General features: G+C 68.2%; 24 protein-coding genes. 8 read left to right on the forward strand and 16 right to left on the reverse strand.

Annotation, left to right across the window (positions count from 1 at the left end):
• Positions 1–18: 18 nt before the first annotated feature.
• Complete coding sequence (locus ACJ7Z0_RS16625; RefSeq protein ID WP_434790691.1) at positions 19–885, reverse strand: dioxygenase family protein; 867 nt, start codon at positions 883–885, stop codon at positions 19–21.
• A gap of 137 nt (positions 886–1,022) precedes the next feature.
• Here ACJ7Z0_RS16625 and ACJ7Z0_RS16630 point away from each other — a divergent pair, with 137 nt between their 5' ends.
• Entirely contained in the window at positions 1,023–2,054 is a 1,032-nt protein-coding gene (locus tag ACJ7Z0_RS16630; protein WP_434790692.1) for a LacI family DNA-binding transcriptional regulator, read from the forward strand.
• Here ACJ7Z0_RS16630 and ACJ7Z0_RS16635 read toward each other — a convergent pair whose 3' ends face one another.
• The gene (locus tag ACJ7Z0_RS16635; protein WP_434790693.1) at positions 2,055–3,740 is read right to left on the reverse strand and encodes a hypothetical protein; all 1,686 of its coding nucleotides are present in this window, start codon (positions 3,738–3,740) and stop codon (positions 2,055–2,057) included.
• Between the two features lie 60 nt (positions 3,741–3,800).
• On the reverse strand, positions 3,801–3,995 hold the full coding sequence (locus tag ACJ7Z0_RS16640) for a YjiS-like domain-containing protein (protein ID WP_434790694.1): 195 nt from the start codon (positions 3,993–3,995) through the stop codon (positions 3,801–3,803).
• A 90-nt stretch (positions 3,996–4,085) separates the two neighbouring features.
• Between ACJ7Z0_RS16640 and ACJ7Z0_RS16645 the strand changes: the two genes are divergently transcribed.
• A complete protein-coding gene (locus ACJ7Z0_RS16645) occupies positions 4,086–4,976 on the forward strand; it encodes a LysR family transcriptional regulator (protein ID WP_434790695.1) in 891 nt (296 codons plus the stop codon).
• Between the two features lie 2 nt (positions 4,977–4,978).
• Here ACJ7Z0_RS16645 and ACJ7Z0_RS16650 read toward each other — a convergent pair whose 3' ends face one another.
• From ACJ7Z0_RS16650 to ACJ7Z0_RS16675, 6 genes are all read right to left on the reverse strand, one after another.
• Positions 4,979–6,013 carry an aliphatic amidase gene (locus tag ACJ7Z0_RS16650; RefSeq protein WP_434790696.1) on the reverse strand — a complete coding sequence of 345 codons (1,035 nt, stop codon included), beginning with the start codon at positions 6,011–6,013 and terminating at the stop codon, positions 4,979–4,981.
• Between the two features lie 174 nt (positions 6,014–6,187).
• Complete coding sequence (locus tag ACJ7Z0_RS16655) at positions 6,188–6,688, reverse strand: hypothetical protein (protein ID WP_434790697.1); 501 nt, start codon at positions 6,686–6,688, stop codon at positions 6,188–6,190.
• A 56-nt stretch (positions 6,689–6,744) separates the two neighbouring features.
• A complete protein-coding gene (locus ACJ7Z0_RS16660) occupies positions 6,745–7,683 on the reverse strand; it encodes a glutaminase (RefSeq protein WP_434790698.1) in 939 nt (312 codons plus the stop codon).
• Complete coding sequence (locus ACJ7Z0_RS16665) at positions 7,680–8,579, reverse strand: DMT family transporter (RefSeq protein WP_434790699.1); 900 nt, start codon at positions 8,577–8,579, stop codon at positions 7,680–7,682. The genes ACJ7Z0_RS16660 and ACJ7Z0_RS16665 overlap by 4 nt, the downstream gene beginning before the upstream one ends.
• Before the next feature lie 53 nt (positions 8,580–8,632).
• The gene (locus tag ACJ7Z0_RS16670) at positions 8,633–9,133 is read right to left on the reverse strand and encodes a BON domain-containing protein (protein ID WP_434790700.1); all 501 of its coding nucleotides are present in this window, start codon (positions 9,131–9,133) and stop codon (positions 8,633–8,635) included.
• Positions 9,130–9,573 (reverse strand): flavin reductase family protein, encoded by a 444-nt coding sequence (locus ACJ7Z0_RS16675; RefSeq protein ID WP_254787564.1) that lies wholly within the window; start codon positions 9,571–9,573, stop codon positions 9,130–9,132. Before ACJ7Z0_RS16675 ends, ACJ7Z0_RS16670 begins: the two co-directional genes overlap by 4 nt.
• Positions 9,574–9,887: 314 nt before the next feature.
• Between ACJ7Z0_RS16675 and ACJ7Z0_RS16680 the strand changes: the two genes are divergently transcribed.
• Genes ACJ7Z0_RS16680 through ACJ7Z0_RS16690 form a run of 3 tightly spaced genes read left to right on the forward strand, consistent with a single transcriptional unit; the run spans position 9,888 to position 14,795 of the window.
• Positions 9,888–10,880, forward strand: coding sequence for a Bug family tripartite tricarboxylate transporter substrate binding protein (locus ACJ7Z0_RS16680; RefSeq protein ID WP_434790701.1), 993 nt, complete (start codon positions 9,888–9,890; stop codon positions 10,878–10,880).
• 28 nt (positions 10,881–10,908) lie between these two features.
• Positions 10,909–11,829, forward strand: coding sequence for an SDR family oxidoreductase (locus ACJ7Z0_RS16685; RefSeq protein WP_434790702.1), 921 nt, complete (start codon positions 10,909–10,911; stop codon positions 11,827–11,829).
• Complete coding sequence (locus ACJ7Z0_RS16690) at positions 11,826–14,795, forward strand: AMP-binding protein (RefSeq protein ID WP_434790703.1); 2,970 nt, start codon at positions 11,826–11,828, stop codon at positions 14,793–14,795. Before ACJ7Z0_RS16685 ends, ACJ7Z0_RS16690 begins: the two co-directional genes overlap by 4 nt.
• Here ACJ7Z0_RS16690 and ACJ7Z0_RS16695 read toward each other — a convergent pair.
• Positions 14,792–15,502: a TetR/AcrR family transcriptional regulator gene (locus tag ACJ7Z0_RS16695; protein ID WP_434790704.1), complete on the reverse strand. Its 711-nt coding sequence runs from the start codon at positions 15,500–15,502 to the stop codon at positions 14,792–14,794. The genes ACJ7Z0_RS16690 and ACJ7Z0_RS16695 overlap by 4 nt on opposite strands.
• 40 nt (positions 15,503–15,542) lie before the next feature.
• Complete coding sequence (locus ACJ7Z0_RS16700) at positions 15,543–16,772, reverse strand: nucleoside recognition domain-containing protein (protein WP_434790705.1); 1,230 nt, start codon at positions 16,770–16,772, stop codon at positions 15,543–15,545.
• Between the two features lie 74 nt (positions 16,773–16,846).
• Here ACJ7Z0_RS16700 and ACJ7Z0_RS16705 point away from each other — a divergent pair, with 74 nt between their 5' ends.
• A complete protein-coding gene (locus ACJ7Z0_RS16705) occupies positions 16,847–18,430 on the forward strand; it encodes a phospholipase D family protein (protein ID WP_434790706.1) in 1,584 nt (527 codons plus the stop codon).
• Between the two features lie 2 nt (positions 18,431–18,432).
• Here the strand turns inward: ACJ7Z0_RS16705 and ACJ7Z0_RS16710 are convergent, their stop codons facing one another.
• On the reverse strand, positions 18,433–19,239 hold the full coding sequence (locus ACJ7Z0_RS16710; protein WP_434790707.1) for a metallophosphoesterase: 807 nt from the start codon (positions 19,237–19,239) through the stop codon (positions 18,433–18,435).
• 125 nt (positions 19,240–19,364) lie between these two features.
• On the opposite strand from ACJ7Z0_RS16710, the gene ACJ7Z0_RS16715 reads away from it, so the two are divergent.
• Positions 19,365–19,538, forward strand: coding sequence for a hypothetical protein (locus ACJ7Z0_RS16715; RefSeq protein WP_369653872.1), 174 nt, complete (start codon positions 19,365–19,367; stop codon positions 19,536–19,538).
• A gap of 13 nt (positions 19,539–19,551) precedes the next feature.
• Here ACJ7Z0_RS16715 and ACJ7Z0_RS16720 read toward each other — a convergent pair whose 3' ends face one another.
• Positions 19,552–20,532, reverse strand: coding sequence for a LysR family transcriptional regulator (locus ACJ7Z0_RS16720; protein ID WP_434790708.1), 981 nt, complete (start codon positions 20,530–20,532; stop codon positions 19,552–19,554).
• Positions 20,533–20,639: 107 nt separating this feature from the next.
• Here ACJ7Z0_RS16720 and ACJ7Z0_RS16725 point away from each other — a divergent pair, with 107 nt between their 5' ends.
• Positions 20,640–21,191: a hypothetical protein gene (locus ACJ7Z0_RS16725; RefSeq protein WP_434790709.1), complete on the forward strand. Its 552-nt coding sequence runs from the start codon at positions 20,640–20,642 to the stop codon at positions 21,189–21,191.
• Positions 21,192–21,286: 95 nt separating this feature from the next.
• On the opposite strand, the gene ACJ7Z0_RS16730 is transcribed toward ACJ7Z0_RS16725, so the two are convergent.
• The 3 genes from ACJ7Z0_RS16730 to ACJ7Z0_RS16740 form a co-directional block, all read right to left on the reverse strand.
• A complete protein-coding gene (locus ACJ7Z0_RS16730; protein WP_434790710.1) occupies positions 21,287–23,155 on the reverse strand; it encodes a phosphoenolpyruvate carboxykinase (GTP) in 1,869 nt (622 codons plus the stop codon).
• Between the two features lie 145 nt (positions 23,156–23,300).
• Positions 23,301–23,453 carry a hypothetical protein gene (locus ACJ7Z0_RS16735; RefSeq protein ID WP_185868078.1) on the reverse strand — a complete coding sequence of 51 codons (153 nt, stop codon included), beginning with the start codon at positions 23,451–23,453 and terminating at the stop codon, positions 23,301–23,303.
• A gap of 89 nt (positions 23,454–23,542) precedes the next feature.
• A complete protein-coding gene (locus ACJ7Z0_RS16740) occupies positions 23,543–24,766 on the reverse strand; it encodes a threonine ammonia-lyase (protein ID WP_431125958.1) in 1,224 nt (407 codons plus the stop codon).
• Between the last annotated feature and the right edge of the window lie 94 nt (positions 24,767–24,860).

Raw genomic sequence — 24,860 nt, forward strand, 5'->3', positions numbered from 1 at the left:
GATGAAAGAAGAGTGGGTTCAGGGAATGGGGGGACGAGGGAACTTCATCTCGCCGGGCTCGAGCTGGAAGTCGTACTGCAGCGTGGCCGCCTGGCCATCGGGCGTCAGCGCGAAGCGGCCGATCAGCCGCCGCGTCACGCCGAAGGTCGGGTCGCTCTCCAGGTTCTCGTCGTCGTCGGCAAACACCTGGGTGACCAGTACCTTGTGCCCCGGCTTGCTCACCATGAAGTGCAGGTGCGCCGGCCGGTTGGGGTGGCGTTGCTGCGCGCGCAGCAACACGCCGCATGGCCCGTCGGTCGGAACCGGGTAGCCAGCCGGCCGCACGCTGCGGAAATGAAAGCGCCCTTGCGCATCGGTCGTGAAGCGACCGCGCAGGTTCATGTCTTCCTGCGCCGGGTCCTGGTTTTCATAGAGACCGATGGGCGAGGCCTGCCACACGTCGACCGTGGCGCCCGCGACCGGTTCGCCCCGCGCGTTGCGCACCGTGCCCGACACCGAGAGCGGAACGCCCGGCGTGCCCGAGCGCGCGATGTTGTCGCCCTGCGCGCAGGCCGGCGAGTTCGCGCGCCAGAAAGGCCCGAGCAGCGCGGCCGGCGATTCGCCGTGCGGGTCCTGGTTGTTCTGCAGCGCCACCACCGTGGACACGCCGAGGATGTCGGCCGCCAGCACCACCTCGTTCTTTTTTTCGCCCGTGGCCTGGCCGATGGCGACGATGAATTCGAGCGCCTGCTCGAACTCTTCCTCCGTCAGCTTCACCTCCTGGACGAAGGCATGCAGGTGGCGCGTGAGCGCATCCATCACGGTGCGCAGCCGTGGGTCGGGTGTGCGTGCCATGGCTTCGAGCGCGAAGCCCAGCACCGAATCGGGCGAGGTGGCAATGTTCATGGCAGTCTCTGCAATCGTTTGCACGATCTTAGTCCAAAATCCTGGAAAGTAAAATGACCCTGTTCTGCAGGTTGGGAATGGTGAGTAACCATTTCAGCGTGTTCTTCCGCCGACAATCGTTTGCACCAATCAGCCCCATGAGCACCAGTCCGTCTTCTTCGCCCGTCACGATCCGCGACGTTGCCCGCGCGGCCGGCGTGCATGTGTCGACCGTGTCGCGCGCGCTCAGCCCGGACAAGCGCTCATTGATCAGCGACGAGGTGCTGCGCGTGGTCGAAGAGGCGGCGCAGCGCCTGGGCTACAGGCCCAACCGCGCAGCCTCGGCCTTGCGCACCGGCCGCACCCACACCATCGGCGTGCTGGTGCCCGACATCACGAACGCGGTGTTCCCGCCCATCCTGCAGGGCATCGAGGCCAGCGCGGCGGCGCGCGGCTACTTCGTGTTCGTCACCAACGTGGTCGACCCTGCGCTCGCGCGGCCTGTGCTCGAGCGCATGCTGGCCCAGCGCGTCGATGGCGTGATCCTGGCCACAGCCACGCGCGACGATCCGCTTGTCGATTTCGTCACCAAGACCGGCATGACCGCGGTGCTGGTCAACCGCGCCGATGAAACCGGCCGCCTGCCCGCCGTGGTGAGCGACGACCGGCTCGCGATGAAGCTCGCGGTCGACCACCTTGTGAGCCTGGGCCACAAGCGCATCGCGCATCTCGCCGGCCCGCAGAACATCCCCACCGGCGTGGGCCGCCGCTTGGGCGTGGAGCAGGCGCTGCGCGACCATCGCATGAAGCCCTTCCGCGTGGTCGAGTGCGCGAGCTACAGCCGCGAGGCCGGCGCGGTGGCGATGCAGCAGATGCTCGAAGCCGGGGCCGCGCCGCAAGCGGTGGTGTGCTGCAACGACCTGGTGGCGCTCGGCGCCTACGACGCGCTGCGCCAGGCCGGCCTGCGCGTGCCCAAGGACATTTCCATCACCGGCCACAACGACATGCCGCTGGTCGACATGGTCGATCCGCCGCTCACCACCATCCGCCTGCCGCATCGCGAACTGGGTTGGCGCGCGGCCGAGATGCTGTTCGAGGAGATCGACGGGCAGGCGATGTCTGCGTCGACGGTGGTGCTGCGGCCCGAACTGGTGGTGCGCAAGTCGACGGGTGCGCCGGCGACGCGGTGATCAGCCGGGCCGGGGCACGGCTTTCTTGCGCGCGGCCGGCCGCCGTGGCGGCCGGGTCTCCAGCACCAGCTCGGCCGGCAAGGTGTCGTTCCAAGACTCGGTGAAATAGGCACGGTCGCTCGGCACCAGCTGCGGCAATGCCTCGCGCAGCGACTCCAGCGACTGCTCGGCCGCCTTCAGGTCGCCCGCAAGCGCCGCATACCAGGCGTGCTCGAACAGAAGGCTGCAATGCTGCAGGCCGGGGTAGCGCCGGCGGCCGGCCTGGTGGTCGGCCAGCCGGGCCTGCGCCACCTCGACCCAGCGTACGGGCCAATGCGCGGCATCGAAGGCATCGGCGAGCGGGCCGGCGAGTTTCGAGATTGCCGCCGGGTCCAGCGGTTTCTGCGCGCGGAATTGCGCGAGCGTGGGTTGCTTCTCGGGCTGGCAATGGCCGCGCGCGATGCGCATCAGGTAGATCGCATTCCAGGCCGAGCGGCCCTGGCCGTCGGTGTGGCCGCAGAGCCATTCGCTGAAGGCGATCCACTGTACGGCGCGGCGCATGGTGTCGGCGTGTCCGTCGTGCGCGAGCGCTGGCAGGTCCGAGAGGCCCACGCGGTCGAACAGCCACGCGGCCATGCCCATGTTGGCGGCCACGTGCTGCGCCGCGTCGAAGGAGTGCGATTCGAAGGCCGCGGCCAATGCCTCGCCGAAGCGTTGCAGCGATTCTTCGGCGAGCGAGGCGGCCGCGGGCCTGTCGTCGGCGGCGAGCGCCAATGCGCGCGAGCGGCACACCAGGGCCCAGAGGTTGCACCATTCGAAGCGCACGTCGGGGTGGTGCCGCAGCACGAGTCCGCGCACCGCATCCTCGGCCATGCCGGTAAGGAGCGACTGCGCGAGCGGCAGGTCGCGCGCGGTGTAGGCGCACCAGGCCGAGACGACGCATTCCATCGCGCCCAGGTAGTCGTTGCCCGCCACGTGGTGGGCGAGGCGTTGCTTTTTCAGGGCCTGCAGACGGCGGCGTGCCTGCTCGTTGTCGCCGAGGCGGCGCCACAGCATGGCCTCGTTGAGCGTGACCAGTGCGCGTTGAAAGTCGGTCGCGGCCAATGTGCCGGCGAGGCGGATCGACTCCAATGCGCTGGCCGGCGAACCGGTCGCGCTGCCACCACCTGCCACCGGTGCCATGAGCCTGCCTTGCCGCGCCGCCTGCTGCGAGGCGACCAGCTGCTTCCAGAAGGCGGCGTCCTGCAGGTGCACCGCGTCGGGCGGCCTCGGCGAGCCGGGAGCAGCCGCACTCGCCCGGCGCGAGCGCAGCCCCAGGAAGGAAGCGACCTCGGCCGCCGTGGCCGCGCGGCCGCCCACCAGCATGCGCACACGCTTCGCCTCGGCAGCCGGCAGCCAGAAGGGTCCCTGGCTGCGCCGCTCGGCGTTGAGAAAGCGCGCTTCGCGCTGCGTGTCCTCGCCCCAGCCGACCTCGATGTCCCATGCCTTGAAGTCGCGGAACGCGCGGCTCACCACCATGCGCAGCGTGCTTGCATCGGACACTTCGCCGCGCAGGTCGGCCAGCCGCACGAGGCCGCCTTCGGCATCGTGCGCGTGCTTCATGCGTGCGAGCAGCCAGAGCGACTGGAACGCCGCGCGCCGGCCGTTGACCGATTGCGGCGAGGTGAGTTCGATGAAAAGCGGGGAGGGTGTAGCAGGCTTGGGCACGCCCCGGATTGAACCTCAAATCTCGGAGCGAGGGAGAGACGGCGGGCAGGGCCGTTTTCTTCAGAACCTGTCGCGGTCCAGCAGGCCCCGCACCTGGCTGCGGCCGATGCCCAGGTCGCGCAGCTCGTGGTCGCTCATGCCGGCCAGGTGCTGTGTGTCCGCGCGGCTGCGGCGGCGCTCCGCGACGCGGTGGCGCCAGCTGCGCAGGGCATGCATCAGGCGTTGATGAAAGGGCGAGTGCGTCGGCGCTGTCACGGTGGGCTCCTTGTGGGGGAGCGCTCATCTTGCGGCGATGCGTGCTATTGTGGAAGTTGAGATTCCTGACACCTTCAATCAGCATTCCTGATGCGACAACTCAACCTCGACCAGCTGCGCACCCTTATCGCCATTGCCGACCTGGGCACCTTCTCGGCGGCGGCCAAGGCGCTGCATCTTGCGCAGCCGACCGTGAGCCTGCACATCAGCGAACTCGAATCGCGGCTGGGCGCGCCGCTGGTGGTACGCGGCAACCGCCGCGTGACGTCCACGGCGGCCGGTGCGGCGCTGGTCGAGCGCGGGCGCAAGCTGCTGCGCGACACCGACGATGCCGTCGAGGCGGTCAAGCGCCAGGCCGAAGGCCGCACCGGCCGCGTGCGCCTGGGCACTTCCACTGGCGTGGTGGTCGACCTGCTGCCGCAAGTGCTCGAAGCGCTGGGCGTCCGGCATTCGGGCATCGACGTGGAGGTGAGCATCCTGGGCTCGTACGAGGCGATGGCGCGGCTGGCCGCCGGCACGCTCGACATCGGCCTGGTGGCCGTCCCGCAGCCGCCGCAGCGCGACATCGTCGTCACGCCGTGGCGCGACCAGGCCATGATGGCCTTCGTGCCCCAGCGCTGGAAGGCGCCCCGGCGTGTCACGCCGGCGTGGCTCGCGGCGCAGCCGCTGATCTTCAACGACGCCACCACTCACATGTACCGGCTCTCGATGGAGTGGTTCGCGGCGGCCGGCTTCGCACCGCGTGCGCGCATCGAGCTCAACTACGACGCGGCCATCCGCAGCCTGGTGGCGGCCGGTTACGGCGCGGCGCTGCTGCCGCTGCAGCAGACCACCGATGCGGCACTGAACGAGCGCATGCAGATCCTGCCGATCACGCCCAGGCTCACGCGACGCCTGGGCATCGCCCACCGCCAGAGGGCCATGCTGGATGGCGCCACGCAAAGCGTGCTGCAGGTGCTGACGACGTTTCGCCAGCTCTGATTTCAGCCCTGGGCGCTTCCGTTCGGAAGGCCCTCGATCGGGCATTCGGCCGTGCCGATGGTGCTGCGCGTGATCGACTCCACCTTCTCGCGCGTGCCCTCGGGGTCGTTGATCCACTGGGTATAGAAGTCGTAGGGGCAGTCCGCCAGGCCGCGGTCGCCGTCGCCCGAGTTGATGACGCCGGTGTAGCCGCGGTGCAGCAGCTTGAACAGGTGGTTCTGCGATTGGCCGTTCTTGCGCGCATCGCGGATCAGGCTGAGGGACATCTCGGCGTAGTTGATGCCCATTTCCTCTTCGCCGCATTCGCCCAGCGTGCGGCCGTCGAAGCCGATGAGGGCGGAGTGTCCGAAGTACGAATACACGCCGTCGAAGCCCGCCGCGTTGGCCACCGCCACGTAGGTGTTGTTCATGAAGGCCATCGCCTTCGACACCAGGATCTGCTGCTCCTTGGCCGGGTACATGTAGCCCTGGCAGCGGATGATGAGCTCGGCGCCGCGCATCGCGCAGTCGCGCCAGATCTCGGGGTAGTTGCCGTCGTCGCAGATGATGAGGCTGATCTTCATGCCCTTGGGGCCGTCGCTCACGTAGGTGCGGTCGCCCGGGTACCAGCCTTCGATCGGCGTCCACGGCATGATCTTGCGGTACTTCTGGACGATCTCGCCCTGGTTGTTCATGAGGATCAGCGTGTTGTAGGGCGCCTTGTCCGGATGCGACTCGTGGCACTCGCCAGTCAGCGAGAACACGCCCCACACGTTGGCGCGGCGGCAGGCGTCGGCAAAGATCGCGGTCTCCTCGCCGGGCACGGTGGCGGCGGTGTCGTACATCTCCTTCGCGTCGTACATGATGCCGTGCGTGGAGTACTCGGGAAAGATCACCAGGTCCATGCCCGGCAGGCCCTTCTTCATGCCGACCAGCATCTCGCCGATCTTGCGGGCGTTGTCCAGCACCTCGGCCTTGGTGTGCAGGCGGGGCATCTTGTAGTTGACGACTGCGACGCCGACGCCATCGCTGCTGCTCGAAATATCACCATGTCTCATGACGCTGCTCCTGGAGGGTGGTTGAGAGAAAAGAGAGAAACAAAAAAGCCCGAGCCGGTGTTCAACCGGTTCGGGCTTGTCTCTGGTGCGGCAGTGGATTCGTGTCGTCGGAGCCGATTGTTCTCAACTCAGCTCAGGCTGCCCATACGTCATTTCGCTGATTGCGGAGCGCGTTCAGCGGGGCCGCGCGTAATCGGATTCGATCCAGGCGGTTGCGCTGGCGGCGGAGAGCCGGAAGGCGGGCGAAACGTTGACGCTCGCGAGCTCGGTGTCGTCGGCATCGTCATGCGCGGCAAGCGTGGCCGAGGGGCTGTCCTCGTCGGGCACGATGGCAAGCGACACGCGCACGCGCTGGTCGCCCTTGGCGGTGACGGTCACGCTCTTGTTGAGCGTGGCATGCAGCTGCTGCTCATGGCGGCGAATCACTTCGGCGGCGGTCTTCACCAGCGTGGAAAACGCGGGACCGTCGAGCGGCTTCGGGTTCTTCTTGTCGCGGCCCATGGTCCAGGGGCCGACCAGCGCGGGCTCGGGGTCGCCGTGGCGGGTCATCTCGACGGCCCAGCCGTCGTCTTCCTCGTTCTTGATGACGCGTGCGGTCCATTGGCCGTCGCGCCAGAGGCGGGGTTCCTGCAGGGGGAGGGTGTCGGAGTCGGTGGAGTCTGTGGCTTCGGTCATTCGGGTGCTCGGGTTCGTGCTCGGCCCATTTTCGCCTGCGCCTCCGGGCAGCCCGCTCAGAAGACCGACAGCCCGGTTCGCGCGACGAAGAGTTCGAGCGCCTTCATTCCGAGCAGCGAGTTGCCCGTGGCGTCGAGCGCGGGCGACCAGACGCACAGCGTGAGCCGGTCGGGCACCACGGCGACGATGCCGCCGCCCACGCCGCTCTTGCAGGGCAGGCCGATCGAGAACGCCACGTCGCCTGCGGCATCGTAGGTTCCGCAGGTGAGCATCAGCGCGTTGATGCGGCGCGTCTGCCGCTCGCCGGTCACCTCGGCCGCGCCGTCGATTGGGTGCGCGCCGTCGCGGCACAGGAAGGCCGCCGCGCGCGAGAGCTGGCGGCAGTTCATCCGCAGCGCGCACTGGTGAAAGTAGGTGTCGAGCACCGCGGCCACGTCGTTGTCGATCTTGCCGAAGCTCTTCATGAAGTTGGCGAGCGCGATGTTGCGGAAGCCGGTCGCGGCTTCGGAGCGTGCCACCTCGTCGTCGAACGAAATCGGCTCGCCGCACAGGCTGCCCATCAACGCAAGAATGTCGGCCTTGGCGCTGCCGCCGGCCTGCAGGGCCTGGGTCACCAGGCGGTCGGCCACGGCGATGGCGCCCGCATTGATGAACGGGTTGCGCGGCTTGCCGTGTTCGTTCTCCAGCTGCACCAGCGAGTTGAACGGATTGCCCGATGGCTCGCGGCCGATGCGCTCCCACAGCGCGTCGCCCATGCGCTGCATGGCCAGCGTCAGCGTGAAGAGCTTCGACACGCTCTGGATCGAGAACGGCGTTTCGGCGTCGCCGGCGAAAGCCTCGGTGCCGTCGCAGGTGCGCAGCGCAATGCCGAGCTGGCGCGGGTCGATGCAGGCCAGCGCGGGGATGTAGCTGGCCACGGTGCCGGCTTGGCCCAGCAGCGGCCGCAGGGTGCCGACGATGTCGTCGAGCACCGGCTGAAAATCCGTGTCTTTCATGGGCGCGCCCTCCGCCGGTTGACCATCACGATGCCCAGCGCCACGCCCGCCAGCGCGAGCATCAGCTGCAGCGTGAGCGGTTCGCCGAGCAGCACCACGCCGAACACCAGCGCGAACAGCGGCGTCAGAAAGCTGAACGACGACATCTGCGTGGCGGGATAGTGCCGCAGCAGCCACATCCAGGTGAGATAGCTCGCGAAGGCGCCGACCACGGTCTGCAGGCCGATCGAGGTCCACGCCCACACCGAATACGAGAAGCCCCACTTCTCGCCGAGCGCCAGCGACAGCAGCGGGCACACGGCGGCGGTCACGCCTACTTGATAGAACAAGGACTTCTCGGCGCTCGCGGTGGCCAGGCGCGTGGTGCGCAGCGCCAGGGTGGTCAGTCCCCAGAGCATGCCGCCCGCGAGGCCCATGGCATCGCCGATCAACTGGCCCGAGCCCGAATGCCCGAAGCCTTCGCTGAACGCGAACAGCACGGCCGCGAAGGCGATGGTGAGGCCCAGCCATTGCAGGCCGCGCAGGCGTTCGGCGGGCACCCAGCGCGGCAGCAGCAGCGACACCCAGAACGGCGCGGTGTACAGGAACACCGTGAGCCGCGAGGCCGAGGTGTGCTGCAGGCCCAGGTAGATGCAGGCGAACTCGCCCGCGAACAGCAGCCCCACCAAAAGGCCGCCCGGCAGCGTGCCGTCGCGCTCGAAAAGCGGCACGCGGCGCGACACGCACCAGAGCCACAGCAGCGCGACGGCGCCGACCATGCGGATCGATGCCTGCCAGAGCGGCGGCACTTCGGCCACTGTGGTCTTGATGAGGATCTGCTGCAGCCCCCAGAACGCGCAGCATGCGATCAGGAGGCCGATGGCGAGGGAGTCGAGGTGGGTCTTGCGCTGGATCATTCGTCGCGTTGTTGTCGTCGTTGCCGCTGCTCGTGCGGCTGCTGTTTGTTCGTTCATCGGCCGGCCACGGGATAAGTCGGCTTGCCCCGCGTGCCCACCATCAGGTCGGGCACCACGGTTTCGACATCGGGCACCACGCGTGCGGCGCGCTCGAGTTTGCGGGCCAGTGCGGCCGAAGGCACGCAGCCTTGCAGGTAGACCCAGCGGCGCTGGATGACCACCCACACGCTGCTCTTTTGCACGCCCGGCACGGCCAGCAGCGCGGCGCGCACCTTGGGCGCGAGCGGCTTGTCGTAGCGGTAGGCGTTGCTGTCGGTGCATTGGCCCGCGAGCCAGCAGCTGGTGCCGCGCTCCAGCCGCGAATGGGTCTGGGCGCGCCTTTCCTCCGCGGTATAGAACGGGCCTTCGGGCATGGCGCAGGCGGGCAGGCCGGCGGAGATGCGGAAGAAGGGATCGTCGAACCAGTTCTGCTTGAGCGGTGCCGCAGCCTCCTGCGCCGTGGCGGCCTGCGCAGCCAGCAGCAGCACGGACCCGAGCGCTGCGGCACGGCTCACAAGGGATGTTCCGTGTAGAAGCGTCCGCCGTGGAACAGCAGCGGCGAGGCGCCCGCGTTGTGCGTGCAGCGCTCCACTTCGCCGACGAAGATCACGTGATCGCCTTCGTCGTAGCGGCTGCGGTTGAAGCACTCGAAGCTTGCCGCCGCGCCCGCCAGCACCGGCGCGCCGCCCAGGCCTTCGGTAAAGGCCACGTCGGCCCAGCGGTCGATGTTCTTGGTGGCGAAGCGTTCGGCCAGCTGCTTCTGGTTGGCCGCAAGGATGTTGATGGCGTAGTGCGAGCCGGTGCTGAGCGCCGCCATCGAGGCGGCCGCGCGTGCCAGGCTCCACAGCACCAGCGGGGGCTCGAGCGACACCGAGTTGAATGAATTGGCCGTGAGGCCGACCAGCACGCCCTCGGCCGAGCGCGCGGTGACGATGGTCACACCGGTGGCGAACATGCCGAGCGCGCTGCGGAATTCTTCGGTCGAGAAGGAAGGCGGTTGCGCCTGGGCGGGAGCGTTCACGAGAAAAGCCAGAGAGAGAGTGCGCAGAATGACGCCGCTCTATTCTGGCCCAAGGCCGCAATGGCCGCCGCCGCCCCTTCGCGCGGCCTGTCTGATCTTGCTGGTGATTAGATTAATTGGCGACAAGCCGCCGTCGCTATAGCAAAGAATGCATAGGGAAAGCTCTCGTATTTCTTTCTCAACTTGACACTGATAAGATTAAAACGCGCCCCGCGATCGACGGGAGCGATCCAGAAAAAGGAGACGACATGCTCGGACGACAACTCTCTCGGCGCATGCTGCGGTGGGCGCCGCTCGCCGCGCTGGCGCTCTTCGGCGCCGCGGCTTCAGCCGCCGGCGCCTACCCGGACCGGCCCATCCGGCTGGTCGTTCCCTATACGGCGGGGGGCATCAGCGACGTGCTGGCGCGGACACTGGCCGAGCGCATGCGCAAGGAACTCGGCCAGCCCGTGATCGTGGACAACAAGCCCGGCGCCAACACCGCCCTGGGCGCGCGCCTGGTGGCCTCGGCCGAGCCCGACGGCTACACGGTGCTATTTGCCACCGGCGCCACTGCGGTGCTGAATCCGCTGCTCTATCCCAAGCTGTCGTACAACCCCGAGAAGGAGCTGCAGCCCGTGGCCCGCATCGCGGTCACTCCGATCGTGATGTTGGTCGGCAACAACTCGCCGCATCGCACGCTGCGCGACTTCGTCGCCGATGCCAAGGCGAACCCGGGCAAGCTCAACTACGCATCCACGGGCACCGGCAGCTCGCTGCACCTGGCTGTCGAGCTGCTGCAAAACGCCACTAGCGTCTCGCTGGTGCATGTGCCCTACAACGGCAGCGCGCCGGCCCAGGCGGCATTGATGGCCGGCGACGTCCAGTTCTTTGCCGACTCCACGGGCAGCGCCATGGGCCTGGTGCGCGGCGGCAAGCTGCGACCGCTCGCGGTCACCACCCGCGAACGGCTGCCGGCGCTGCCCGATGTGCCGACGGTTGCGGAGAGCGGCTACCCCGACTACGAGGTCACCACCTGGTTCGGCCTCATGCTGCCGCGCAACGCGCCGCCCGACGTGGTGAGCCGGCTGAACGCCTCGGTGGCGCAGGCGGTGGCGGACCGCAGCTTCCGCGAACAGTTCGAGGCGCTCGGCCTGGTGGTGCCGCCGGCACTGACGCCGGCCGAGTTCAACGCCTACATCGGCCGCGAGCGGGAGCGCTGGGCGCCGCTGATCCGCGCCAAGAACATCGTCCTCGAGTAAGTCTCGCAGCCTCATCGGAAGCCATTGCATGTTCGAAGCCAACCTGCTGCGCGGCAAGCGCATCCTCGTGACCGGAGGCGGCTCGGGCCTTGGCCGCGAGATCGCCGAGCGCTACCTGCAACTGGGCGCGGAGGTCCACATCTGCGGCCGCCGTCAGCCGATGCTCGACGCCACCGCCGCCGAGCTGACCGAACGCCATGGCGGCGTGGTGCGCGCGCATGCGGTGGACATCCGCCATGCCGACGCGGTCGATGCCATGGTCGAGCGCATCTGGGCCGAGCACGGCCCGCTCGACGGGCTGGTGAACAACGCGGCCGGCAACTTCGTCAGCCGCACGCAGGACGTGTCGCCGCGCGGCTTCGACGCGGTTGCCAACATCGTGCTGCACGGCACCTACTACGTCACCCACCACGTCGGGCGGCGCTGGATCGCAACCGGCCACAAGGGCTCGGTGATCTCCATCGTCGTGACCTGGGTGCGCACCGGCGCGCCTTTCGTGGTGCCGTCGGCCATGAGCAAGGCCGGTGTGGACGTGATGACCAAGTCGCTTGCCATCGAGTGGGGCCGCTATGGCATCCGGCTGAACGCCATCGCACCGGGCATTTTTCCGACCGAAGGCGCGAACAGCCGGCTCAGCCCCAAGGCCGCCTGGGAAGATGGCGCGGTGCGCAACCCGATGAACCGGCTGGGCCGCATGCCCGAGCTGCAGAACCTGGCGGTGTTCCTGATGGCCGACGGCGTCGAGTGGATCACCGGCGAGACCATCGCCATCGACGGCGCGGGGCACCGGCAGAACGGCGCGTCCTTCACAGAGCTGGCCGATCTGGACGACGAAGCCTGGCGCGGCATGCGCGAAGCGATCCGCGGGCAGGACGCACGCGACCGGGCATTGCGTGAAGCGGCTTCGGAATCCAACGGGCCGGACGCCGCGCCCCGAGGCCATTCATGAGGATCGACCGCATCGTCGACGAAGTGGTCGCAGCAAGCCGCGGCGACCACCCCGCGCTGGTGCTGGAGGACGGGCGCGCGCTGTCGTATGCGCAACTGGCCGCCCGCATCGAAGAAGCGGCAGCCGCGCTCGCCGAGGCCGGCCTCGCGCCGGGCCAGCGCATGGTGCTGGTGGGCGAGAACAGCGAGGACATGGTGGTGCTGCTGCTCGGTGCGATCCGCGCCGGCGGCTGGGCGGTGCCGCTCAATGCCCGCATGTCGGGCGGCGAGATCGACGCGATCTGCGCGCACAACGAGCCGCGGCTCGTGTACTTCGCGGCTGGCGCCTCGGGCGAGGCGATGGCCCATGCCGACCGACATGGCGCCGCCGGCGTGCTGGCCTGCGCGCCGGGCGGGCGCTTGCAGCGCTGCGAGGGCTCGGGCACGGCGGCCGAAGATGCGTCCGGCGACGTCGCCCTGATGATCTACACCTCGGGCAGCACCGGCCTGCCCAAAGGCGTGATGCTGACCCATGGCAACCTTGATTTCGTCACGCGGGCTTCGATGGCGCAGCAGGTGCTGCTGCCGGACGACGTGATCTTTCATGCGCTGCCGATCTCGCATTCGTTCGGGCTGATCTCCGCGCTGCTGTGCGGCCTGCGCGCGGGCACCACGCTGCGCCTGGTGGGCCGCTTCTCGGCCGGGTTGCTGGCCGAGGCGATCACCGCCGGCCAGGTTACGGTGTTCCAGGGCGTGCCTGCGATGTACGCGCGGCTGCACGAATGGTCGCAGCAGCAGGGCCGCCCGCTTACCCCCAACCGGCTGCGCATGGCCTACATCGGCGGCTCGCTGGTCGACGCCACGCGCAAGGCGCAGACCGAGGCGCTGCTCGGCCTGCCGCTGCACCACGGCTACGGCCTGACCGAATCGGCACCGGCGGCGACTCGCACCTTCGGCCATCCGCCGCCCGCGGACGTGACCGCCGGCTGGCCGATTCCCGGCGTGGAGGTGGTGCTCGCGGATGCGGACGGCCGGCCGGTGGCAGGCGGCGAGCGCGGCGAGGTCCTGATCCGCGGCCCCAACGTGATGAAGGGCTACTTTCGCGACCCGGCGCAGACGCGCGCGGCTGTCGATATGGAGGGTTGGCTGCACACCGGCGACATCGGCGTCTTCGGACCGGCGGGCGACCTCTCCATCGTGGGCCGCAGCAAGGAGATGATCATCCGCGGCGGCTTCAACGTGTACCCGGCCGAGGTCGAGAAGGCGATTGCCGCCTTTCCGGAGGTCGCGCAGTGCGCGGTGGTCGGGCGCAGCGTGCCGGGCGACGAGGAGATCGTCGCCTTCGTCGAGCCGCTGCAGGGCCGCAGCATCGACACCGCGCGGCTCTGTGCCTTCTTGCGGGAACGCCTGGCGCCCTACAAGGTGCCGGCCGAAGTGCATGTGATGGCGCAACTGCCCGCCAGCCCCACCGGCAAGCTGCTCAAGTCGCAACTGAAGGCGCTGGCGCAGGCCGCACCGGCGGCGGCGCGACCATCGCTCGAACGCTTGCTGGCGCCGCGCTCCGTGGCGGTGGTGGGCGCATCCGACAACCCGCACAAGGTCGGTGGCCGGCCGATCCGCTACCTGCTGGAGCAGGGCTTCGGCGGCCGCATCTATCCGGTCCATCCGCGCGCCGGCGAGGTGCAGGGCCTGCAGGCCTACGCGGCGCTCGACCAGCTGCCGGAGGTGCCCGATGCGGTGGTGCTTTGCATCGGCGCCGGGCAGGCCGAGCAGCAGCTTGCCGAGTGCGCGCGGCTGGGCGTCGGCCATGCGCTGCTGTTCGCCTCGGGCTATGCGGAGGTCGGCCCCGAGGGCCGCTTGCGGCAGGAAGCCCTGGCCGGCATCGCCCGTGCGGGTGGTGTCCGCCTGGTGGGGCCGAACAGCATCGGCGTCGCCAGCTTCGACAGCGGCGCGGTGCTCTCCTTCGCATCGATCTACAGCGACCATGCGCCGCTCGACGGTCCGGTGGCGATCGTCTCGCAAAGCGGCGCTTTCGGCGTGTCCGCCTATGCGCTGCTGCGCGAGGCTGGATGGGGCGTGCGCTGCGTGGCCGCCACCGGCAACGAGGCCGACGTGGACACTGCCGACCTCGTCGATGCGCTGGCGCGGCAGCCCGGCGTGCGGCTGGTGCTGCTCTACGTCGAGCACGTGCCCGACCCGGCGCGCATGGCCGCGGCGCTCGACACGGCCCGCCAGCGCGGCGTGGCGGTGCTGGCGGTGCGCTCCGGGCGTTCCGCGCACGGCAGGCGCTCGGCCGATCTGCATACGGGTTCGGGCGGCGCGGCGGGTGACGAGCTCGATGCCCTGTTCGAGGCGCACGGCTGCCGCACCGTGGGCGGCCTGGTCGAACTGGTCGGCGCCGTGCCGCTGTACCTCGGGCCGGCGATGGGCGTCGGCGGCCACGGAGGGCTGCCGCGGCTCGCGCTCGTCAGCAACTCCGGTGCGTCCTGCGTGCTGGCGGCCGACGAAGCGCAGGCTCGCGGGCTACCGCTGGCGCGGCTGGCAGCGCACGCGGAGCAGCGCCTGGCCGAGCTGCTGCCCAATTTCTCGCTCAACCGCAATCCGGTCGACCTGACGGCGATGCTGCTGGCCGAACCGGCATTGCTCGGCGCGGTGATGCAGGTGGTGCTGCATGACGAGGCAGTGGATGCCGCTACCCTGGGCCTGCTGGCCGTCGGCGGACCGAGCTACGACCTGCCGCGTTTCGTGCGCGAATGCCGGGCCGTGGTGGACGATGCGGGCAAGCCGCTGGCGGTCTACAGCCCGCACGCCCATGTGCGCGAGGCCTTCGCCCGTAGTGGCTTCGCCGTGTTCCCGGGCGAGGCCGAAGCCATGCAGGCGTTGCAGGCCTTCGCGTTGCACCGCGGCCAATCGGCCGGGGCCCGCGCGGCGCTTGCGCTCGACCTTCCGGAAGCGAGCCGCGCTCTGGCGGAAGTAGTGCCGGGCTAGCTTGCCGCCGGCTGGTGGTCCAGCCCCGCGATGAAGATCGAGAACACGTCGTGGCCGATCTTCATCGGGTCCTTGCCGACGATGTCCCAGGCGTTCTGGCGGTCGACCATCACGGTGGCCAGGCCGTGGCAGGCGGTCCATGCGGCCAGCGCCGCGGGGCGCACGCGGGCCAGCGGGACGTTGCGGTGGCTCAGGTAGTCGCCCACGCAGGTCTCCAGGATGCCGTAGGAGCGCGTGGCGGCTTGCTCCAGGTCGGGGAACTGCAGCTTCTGCGGAATGGCCGGGCCGTACATCAACTGGAACAGCGCGGGCCGCTCGATCGAGAACTGCAGGTGCGCGAGCATCACGCTCAGCAGCCGTTCGCGCGGATCGCTGAGGCTGCGCAGCGCGCGGATGCGCTGCTCGAACATCATGCGAAAGCCCTGCGCGGCAATGGCCGCGAGGTAGCCCGACTTGCCCTCGAAATGGTGCAGCGGCGCGGTCTGCGACACGCCCACGTCGCGCGCCGCCTGGCGCAGGCTCAGCGCGGCCAGGCCCTGTGCATCGAGGATTTCGATGCCGCGCATCACCAGCGCATCGCGCAGGTTGCCGTGGTGGTAGGTCGAGCGCTTGGCCTCCGCATCGGGCACCGGCGCATCAGCGCCGGGTGCCGCCGGAACCGTGCGCGATCCGGCATGCGACCTGGAGGCGGAGGAGCTTTTCTTCATGGGCCTGCGAGCTTAAACCGGCAGCACCGCGCGCTGCCGCTCATCCGAAGAACCAGTAGCAGACCGCGATCGCCGCCACCACGCCCGCGAGTTCCGCGGCCAGTGCACAAGACACCGCATGCCGCGCACGCTGGATGCCGACCGCACCGAAGTACACGGCCAGCACGTAGAAGGTGGTTTCGGTGCTGCCCTGGATGGTGGCGGCCGCGAGCGCGGGGAAGCTGTCTACGCCCTGAGTTTTCATGGTCTCGATCAGCATGGCACGCGCCGCGCTGCCCGAGAAGGGCTTGACCAGCGCGGTCGGCATCGCGTCGACGAAACGCGAATCCCAGCCGCCCGCGTCGACCAGCCAGCGCAGCCCGCCGAGCACGAAGTCGAGCGCGCCCGAGGCACGCAGCACGCCGACCGCGCACAGCATCGCCACCAGGTAGGGCAGCAGGTTCTTCGCGATGTCGAAGCCTTCCTTCGCGCCCTCGATGAAGCATTCGTAGACCTTGATGCGCCGGATCGCACCGGCCAGCAGGAACACGATGATCACGCCGAACAGCGCCAGGTTGCCCATGAGCGAGGAGAGCGACGCAATCGCCGCCGCCGACAAGGTGCCCAGAAGGGCCATGAAGCCGCCCAGCAGCAGCGCGCCCGGCACCAGGTAGGCCAGTACCACCGGGTCCCACAGCCGCAGGCGCTGCGCCACGGCCACCGTGAGCAGGCCCACCAGCGTCGATGCGCTGGTGGCCAGCAGGATCGGCAAAAACACCATCGTCGGATCGCTTGCGCCCTGCTGCGCGCGGTACATGAAGATGGTCACGGGCAACAGCGTGAGCGACGAGGCGTTGAGCACCAGGAACAGGATCTGCGCGTTGGTGGCCGTGACCGGGTCGGGGTTCAGCCGCTGCAGCTCGCGCATGGCCTTGAGGCCGATGGGCGTGGCCGCGTTGTCGAGCCCGAGCGCATTGGCCGCAAAGTTCATCGTGATGAGGCCCAGCGCCGGATGGCCCGCCGGCACGCCCGGCATGAGCCGCCTGAAGAGCGGGCCGAGCAGCCGCGCGAGCCAGCCGACCAGCCCCGCTGCCTCGGCGATGCGCAGGAAGCCGAGCCACAGCGTGAGCGTGCCGAACAGCAGCACCATCACCTCGACCGCGAGCCGCGCCATCGCAAAGAGGCTTTCGACGATCGCCGCAAAAACGGCCGGGTCGCCGCCCACGAGCCAGCGCCCGAGCGCGGCCAGCATCGCCATTCCGAAGAAACCTAGCCACAAGCCGTTGAGCACGCGTGTTCTTTCCTTTTTTTGTGAGCGCGATCATAGGGCTCCATTCGCGCCTGCCTGGAGCTACAGTGCGGCCCATGGCAGCCTCTCCCCTGATCCGCAGGCTCGCGGCCCTGGTGTGGGCCGCCGTGGCCTCAGCGTGGCTGGCGGGCTGCGCGAGCCTGCCGCCGCCGCAACCGCGTGCTCCGACTGCGGCCATCACCGACGTGGCCGGCACCGCGCTGGGCCAACTGGTGAGGCCGGGTGCGCCCGATGAAGCCGCATCGCTGTCCGGCTTTCGGCTGCTCCCGGAAGCGGCCTTCGCCTTCGACGCCCGCATCTCGCTCGCGCGGCATGCCGAGAAGTCGCTCGACGTGCAGTACTACCTGATCGAGAAAGACGATGTCGGCCTGCTGCTGCTGCGCGAACTGCGCGATGCGGCGGCGCGGGGCGTGCGGGTGCGCCTCCTGGTGGACGATCTCTACACGGGCGGCGAGGACGAGCTGTTCGGCACGCTCTCGGCGTTTCCCAACGTCGAAGTGCGGCTGTTCAATCCGCTGCCTTCGCGGGCCGACTCGCTCGCGCTGCGTCTCCTGCTCTCGGTTGCGGATTTCGGCCGCATCAACCACCGCATGCACAACAAGCTGCTGGTGGCCGACAACAGCTTTGCAGTCTCGGGCGGCCGCAACATCGCCAACGAATACTTCATGCGCGGCACGGCGGCCAATTTCATCGACATGGACGTGCTCTCCAGCGGGCCGGTGGTGCGCAAGATGTCCGAAGGCTTCGACCGCTACTGGAACAGCGAGCATGCGTGGCCTATCGAGCGCATCGCGCCGCTGCGCATGACGGTGGACGAGGCGCAGAAGCGCTTCGATGCCATCGCCAGCACGGCGCAGCCCGACGTGCCGATTCGCCAGCGCGACGTGATGGACAAGTCGCCGGTGGGCGAGCAGCTCACCACCGGCAAGGTCGATCTGCGCTGGGCACCATTCACGCTGTTCGTGGACGACCCCGCGAAGATCACGCGCTCGCCCGAAGCGGCCTATGCGGGCAGCGTGAACGAGGGCGCGCTGGGCGTCATCAATTCGGGCAAGCGCGAGGTCAAGATCGCCTCGCCGTACTTCATTCCCGGCCCGCCCGGCATGGCCATGATGAAGGCGGCCATCGCGCGTGGAGGGCGCATCACCGTGGTGACCAACTCGCTGGGCGCCACCGACGAGCCGCTCGCCTACGCGGGCTACGAGCGCTACCGCGCCGACATGCTGAAGATCGGCGTCACCATCTACGAGATCGCACCGATGCTCACCGGGCGCTCGGGGCACTTCGGCAACTTCGGCCAGTCGATCAGCCGCCTGCACGCCAAGGTCGCGGTGATCGACGACGAGCGTTTCTTCATCGGCTCGATGAATCTCGATCGCCGCTCGGCCGCGGTCAACACCGAGATGGGCCTCGTGATCGACAGCCCTGAACTGGTGGCCGACTACGAAAAGCTCATGGGCGGGGAGCGCGTGAGCCTGGGCTACCGGCTGCGGCTTGCGCCCGACGGCCGCCGCGTGCAGTGGCTGGAATACGACGATGCGGGCGGCGACGTCGTGCACGAGGACGAGCCCGGCGAGTTTCTCTGGCTGCGCTTCAAGAACTGGCTGCTGCTGCCGATCGTGGGCGAAGAACTGCTCTAGCGTCAGGGCACTTCGATCAGCAGATTCGGGCGAAAGCCTTCCTGTTCGCCCTTGCCCTTGTACCCGAGCGGATTGGCCACCACGCGGCAGCCGTCCTTCACGTAGTCGAAGGGGCAGTGCAGGTGGCCATGCAGCCACAGCCGGGCGCGGGGCAGCAGCGCATCGAGCGAATTGCAGAAACCCGCCGTGCCCGGCGTGAGGCCGTAGCGCGGATCGGCGCTGGCCAGGCTGGGCGCGAAATGCGTGATGGCCACCGTGGTGCCGTCGAACGGCTCGGCCAGCGCCGCTTCGAGCCAGGCCTGGCATGCCAGCCCCTGCTCCCGCATCGCACCGGCCATGAAGGGCTGGCCATGGCGCACGGTGGCGGCTTTTTCCAGGTAGAAATCGGCCGCCCGCATGGCCTTGCCGCGCTTCTTGAGCGCGTCCGCCAGGCCGTCGGTGGGCGTTACCAGCGCGTCGAAGTCGGCCCAGAGGGTGGTGCCGATGAAGCGGATGCCGTCGATGACTGTTGTTTCCCGCTCGAGCCAGAGGATGTCGAGCTCCTTGCAGAGCGCACGCAGGCGCTCGTGGGTCTGGTCGAAATCGGCGTTGTCGTATTCGTGGTTGCCCGGCACGTACATCACCGGCACGGGCCAGCCGTTGCGGGGCGAGAAGCGGCCCAGGCCGAAGTCGGTATCGGTCAGGCGGGAGCCTTCCTGGTAGGACCCGATGTCGCCCGCCAGCACCAGCATGTCGGCCCCGGGCGCGGGCTCGGCCTGGAACCGGGGATGGGACTCCAAATGCAGGTCGGAGAGCAGTTGCAGCTTCATCGTCTACTCAGTCTAGGGGAATCAGCCCATGCATAAAGCGCATGAAGTGGGGCTTTCAATATTAGGGATAACCCCTATTCTTAGGACATCAACCACTCCAGCGCAGCCAAAAGCAGCGCACTGTCATGTTCAGCCTCATTGCCCAAGTGGCCCGTTTCTTCCGTTCTTCCAATGACAGCATCCCGGCCAGCCATGCCGCGACGCTGATGGAAACCGCCGACGTCCGTGCCGGCCTCGACGCCCACCACGCGCAGGAACTGCGCGTTGCGGCATCGGCCTGGCTTTCGGTCGTTCGCTAAAAAAAAGCCCAGGTCAGCCGGGCACCTTCTGCCCGAGGACCGAATCCGCGAAAGCCGCCGCGGCCGAACGCAGCAGCGCCGTGCGCAGCCATTCGTGCGCGTGCCCATGCTGCGCACGCCGATGCCAGATGGCGTCGACGTGCACCATCGGCTGGTCGAAGGGCAGGTCGCGCAGCACCAGCTGGTCATCGATGCCGGTGACGGTGACGAAATGCCGCGGCAGCACCGTGAGCAGGTCCGAATTCGCGACCACCCGGCCCGCGGTGAAGAACTGGTTCACCGTCACCACGATGCGCCGCTCGCGCCCCAAGGCGCCCAGCGTCTGGTCGATGAAGCCGTACGGCCGCCCCGAAAAGCTCACGAGCAGGTGCCGCGCGGCGCAGTAGTCGTCCAGCGTGAGCGGCGCATCCGCGAGCGGGTGTCCGCGCCGCATCACGCAGACATACTGGCCCAGATAGAGCCGCTGCGTCTCGAACGCCACCCCCACGCCCGATTGGCCACGCGCCGCCAGGCTGGCAATCACGGCCGGAAAGTAGCCGATCGCCATGTCGACTTCTTCCTGCTCCAGCATGCGCCGCGGATCGCGTGTGGTCAGTGGCAGAACGCGCAGCGAGATAGCGGGCGCTTCCTTCTCCACGATTTTCACCAGCCCCGGGATGAGCTCGGCGGCCGTCGCATCGGCCATGGCCAGGAGGAAGGTGGTGTCGGCCGTCGCTGCATCGAACTCGCCCGGCGCGAGCGTGTGCTGCAGCTGCCTGAGCGCATCGCGCACGGTGGGCCAGAGCGCCAGCGCGCGCGGCGTGGGCTCGACGCCTGCGCCCGACCGGCTCACCAGCTCGTCGCCGAGCACTTCGCGCAGGCGGCGCAGCGCATTGCTCACCGCGGGCTGGGTGATCGACAGGTTGCGCGCGGCGCGCGTGAGGTTGCGCTCCGCCATCACCTCGTCGAAGACGCGAAGCAGGTTGAGGTCGAAGGTGCGGAAATTGACGTCCATCAGTGTTGTGAATGATAAACATCAGAAAGATAAAGTGGATAAACACTAGGGCAAACCCTAATATCACTACATCGGCACTCAGCCATTCATCCCTGGAGGGATTCATCATGACCAGCTTTGTCCACGTAGACCAACCCACTGTGCACCCTGGCGTCCAGCGCGCCGAGGTGTTGTTCGGCCAGATCCAGGCCGCCCGCGCCGGCGCGAGCGGTTCGCGTCCGCTGATTGTCCTGCTGATCGTTGCCGTGGCTTCCGCGGTGCTGGTGGTGGCCGACACGCTCGTTGCCAACTGGGACGAAGGCGCTTTGCTCGCCGCCTGGGCTGTGCTCTGCGGCGCCGCTTTCGGCATCGCCGCCCTGTTTGCCGGCTCGCTGCGCAACGCGGCCGCCAAGGTTGCCGGCGTGTTGAGTGCAGCCGCCCAGCGCCGCGCCGCCGACCGTGCCGACGAGCGCTTTCTGGCCACTGCGCACAGCGACCCGCGCGTGATGCAGGAACTGCAAGCCGCTGTCTGGCGCCAGCAGTCGGAAGGCACGGCTTCCATTGCCACGGTTGCCAAGGTCGACGCACTGGCCCGCCGCCAGGCCGCACGTGCCAACGACGTCCGCATGCCCACGCTCTACGAAGCCATGCGCCGCATGAACAGCTCGCGCTACTACTGATCGACCCATTCGATTCTTCAGCCGAGTCATGAAAAAGCCGCCCACGAGGGCGGCTTTTTCGTTGCTGCGGCCCGGTGGCCGCACATGGAGAGGCGTCAGGCCGCCAGGCGCTGCTCGATCGCGGCCTTGGTTTCCGGCAGTTCCTTCGGCAGGTGGTGCGCCAGCTGCTGGAACAGTTCGGCATGCAGCTTCAGCTCGGCCTGCCAGGCGGCCTTGTCGATGCTGGTGACGGTGGCGAACTGCTCGGCGCTGAAGTCCAGGCCGGTCCAGTTGAGGTCTTCGTAGCGCGGGCTCACGCCGAAGACATGGTCCACGCCCTGGGCCTTGCCTTCGATGCGGTCGATGATCCACTTGAGCACGCGCATGTTCTCGCCGTAGCCGGGCCAGACGAACTTGCCGTCCGGACCCTTGCGGAACCAGTTGGTGGTGTAGATCTTCGGCTGCTTGGCACCCGAGGCTTCGAGCTTCTTGCCCAGGTCGAGCCAGTGCTGGAAGTAGTCGCTCATGTTGTAGCCCATGAAGGCCAGCATGGCGAACGGATCGCGGCGCACCACGCCCACCTGGCCGACGATGGCGGCGGTGGTTTCAGAGCCCATGGTGGCGGCCATGTAGACGCCCTCGGTCCAGTTGCGGCCTTCGGTGACCAGCGGCACCGTCGTCGAGCGGCGGCCGCCGAAGATGAAGGCGTCGATCGGCACGCCCGCCGGGTCGTCCCAGGCCGGATCCAACGCTGGATTGTTGATGGCCGCGACGGTGAAGCGCGAGTTGGGGTGCGCGGCCTTGGCGCCGGTTTCCTTGGCGATCTGCGGCGTCCAGTCCTTGCCCTGCCAGTCGATCAGGTGCTCGGGCAGCTTCTTGCCGGGCACGTCGTCTTCCAGGCCTTCCCACCACACGTCGCCGTCGTCGGTGAGCCCCACGTTCGTGAAGATCACGTCGCGGTCCAGGCTCTTGAGGCAGTTGGGGTTGGTCTTGAGGTTGGTACCGGGGGCCACGCCGAAGTAGCCTGCCTCGGGGTTGATGGCGTACATGCGGCCATCCTTGCCGGGCTTGATCCAGGCGATGTCGTCGCCGATGGTCGTGACCTTCCAGCCGTCGAAGCCGGCCGGCGGCACCAGCATCGAGAAGTTGGTCTTGCCGCAGGCGGAGGGGAAGGCGGCCGCTACGTGGTACTTCTTGCCTTCGGGCGAGGTCACGCCCAGGATCAGCATGTGCTCGGCGAGCCAGCCCTCGTCGCGGCCCATGGTGGAAGCGATGCGCAGCGCAAAGCACTTCTTGCCCAGGAGCGCGTTGCCGCCGTAGCCCGAGCCGTAGCTCCAGATCTCGCGCGTCTCGGGGTAGTGGACGATGTACTTGGTCTTGTTGCAGGGCCAGGCCACGTCCTTCTGGCCGGCCTCGAGGGGCGCGCCCACGGTGTGCACGCAGGGCACGAACTCGCCGTCGGTGCCGAGCACCTCGTACACGGCCTTGCCCATGCGTGTCATGATCTTCATGTTGACCGCAACGTAGGGGCTGTCGGAAAGCTCGATGCCGATGTGCGCGATGGGCGAGCCGAGCGGGCCCATGCTGAACGGCACCACGTACATCGTGCGGCCCTTCATGCAGCCGTCGAAGAGCGGCTGCAGCGTGGCGCGCATCTCGGCCGGGGCCATCCAGTTGTTGGTGGGGCCGGCGTCTTCCTTCTTCTCGGAGCAGATGAAGGTGCGGTCTTCGACGCGCGCGACGTCGCTCGGGTCGGATGCCGCGAGGAAAGAGTTGGGACGCTTGGCGGGGTTGAGCTTCTTGAAGGTGCCCGCGTCGACCAGTTTCTGGCACAGGCGGTCGTACTCTTCCTGGCTTCCGTCGCACCAGTAGATGGCCTCCGGTTTGCAGAGCGCGGCCATGTCGGCCACCCAGGCCACCAGTTTTGCGTTCTTGACGTATGAGGGCGCCTGAATGGCGAGGCCCTGCATCGTGGGTGCGTTCATCGGAAATCTCCTAAGTTGAAAAATCGTCTTTCCGAACGGGACGCCGCGCCGGCATGGCGCGGAGGTCCGTTTGAGAAAACGTTTCTCTTAGAGAGACTGCGTCAACGCGGGCCGCAAAACCCGCGGACGAAGACGCAAATCGCTGTCAGGCCAAATAGACAGCGATGGACGCGAGCAGCAGCATCAGCACGCCGCCAGCCAACGGCAGCACGATCGGCATCAGGTGCACGACCGATTCGACGGCGTCTTTTTCAACGGCGGCGGCGTGGTGGGGCTCGACGGGAGTGGGGTTGGACATTGAAATTACCTCGAATACTCAGATTCAAAAACTGGGGGGCATTTTACGGGTCGGGCCCGCCGGACGGGTCTAGGGGGTTGCCAGCCCCCTCAATGCTGCTCTTCGGCCTCGAAGCCGGCGTCGTGCAGCGCGCCCAGCACGCTGGCCAGGTGGGCCCGTCCGCGGGTCTGCAGCACCAGCTCGATGTCGACGTTCTGCGCTGCCAGCATGGTAAACGCACGTTGGTGGTGAACCTCATCGACGTTAGCGCCCGCTTCTGCCACAGTGGCCGTGATCTGGGCCAATGACCCCGGAACGTCGCGCGCGCTCACCCTCACGCGGGCCAGCCGGCCGGCCCGCACCATGCCGCGTTCGATGATGGCCGCAAGCAGCAGCGGATCGATGTTGCCGCCCGAAAGCACCAGCCCCACGCGCTTGCCCTTGAAGCGCTCCGGATGCCGGATCAGCGCCGCCAGGCCGGCCGCGCCCGCGCCTTCGACCAGGGTTTTTTCGATTTCGAGCAGCATCAGCACGCCCTGCTCGATGTCGCCTTCGTCGACCAGCAGCAGGTCGTCCACATGTTTGGCGATGATTTCCCGCGTCAGCACGCCCGGCGTGCCGACCGCGATGCCTTCGGCGATGGTGCTCTTGCCCTGCAGGTGCTGGGTGCCCTTGACGGCATTGACCATGCCCGGGAAGCGCGTGGTCTGCACGCCCACGATCTCGATGCCCGGCTTCCGGTCGCGCGCCGCAATGGCCATCCCGGCAATCAGCCCGCCGCCGCCGACCGACACCACCAGCATGTCGAGATCGGGCACCGCGTCGAGCATTTCGAGCGCCACCGTGCCCTGGCCCGCGATGATGGCCTCGTCGTCGTAGGGGTGGACGAAAGTCAGTCCTTCGCGCTCGGCCAGCTCCAGCGCATGCGCGCGGGCCGCGTCCAGCGTGTCGCCGTGCAGCACCACCTCGGCGCCGAAGCCGCGCGTGCGCTCGATCTTCACGCCGGGCGTGAACCGCGGCATCACGATGAGCGCGCGCAGGCCGAGCCGCTGCGCGTGATAGGCCACACCCTGGGCATGGTTGCCGGCCGACATGGCCACCACGCCCCGCGTGGTTTCCTGGCCGTCGCCGCGCGGCCCATTCTCCGAAAGATCGACCAATTTGTTGCACGCCCCTCGTTCCTTGAACGAGGAGGTGAACTGCAGGTTCTCGAACTTCAGGAACACTTGCGCGCCCACGATTTCCGAGAGCGTGCGCGATTCGACACAGGGCGTGTTGAGCACCTGACCCTGCAGACGCGCCGCGGCGCGCCGGATTTCTTCGATTCCGACCATGGCGGGCATTGTGGCCGGAATCGCACCATCAGGGTTTTTACCGTTCCAGCGTCTTCCCGAAGGCAAAAGTCTGCGCTATGGTCGCCCCAGGAAG

It is taken from the genome of Variovorax palleresanus (assembly GCF_051144945.1).
GTDB classification, from domain to species: Bacteria; Pseudomonadota; Gammaproteobacteria; order Burkholderiales; family Burkholderiaceae_C; genus Variovorax; species Variovorax paradoxus_S.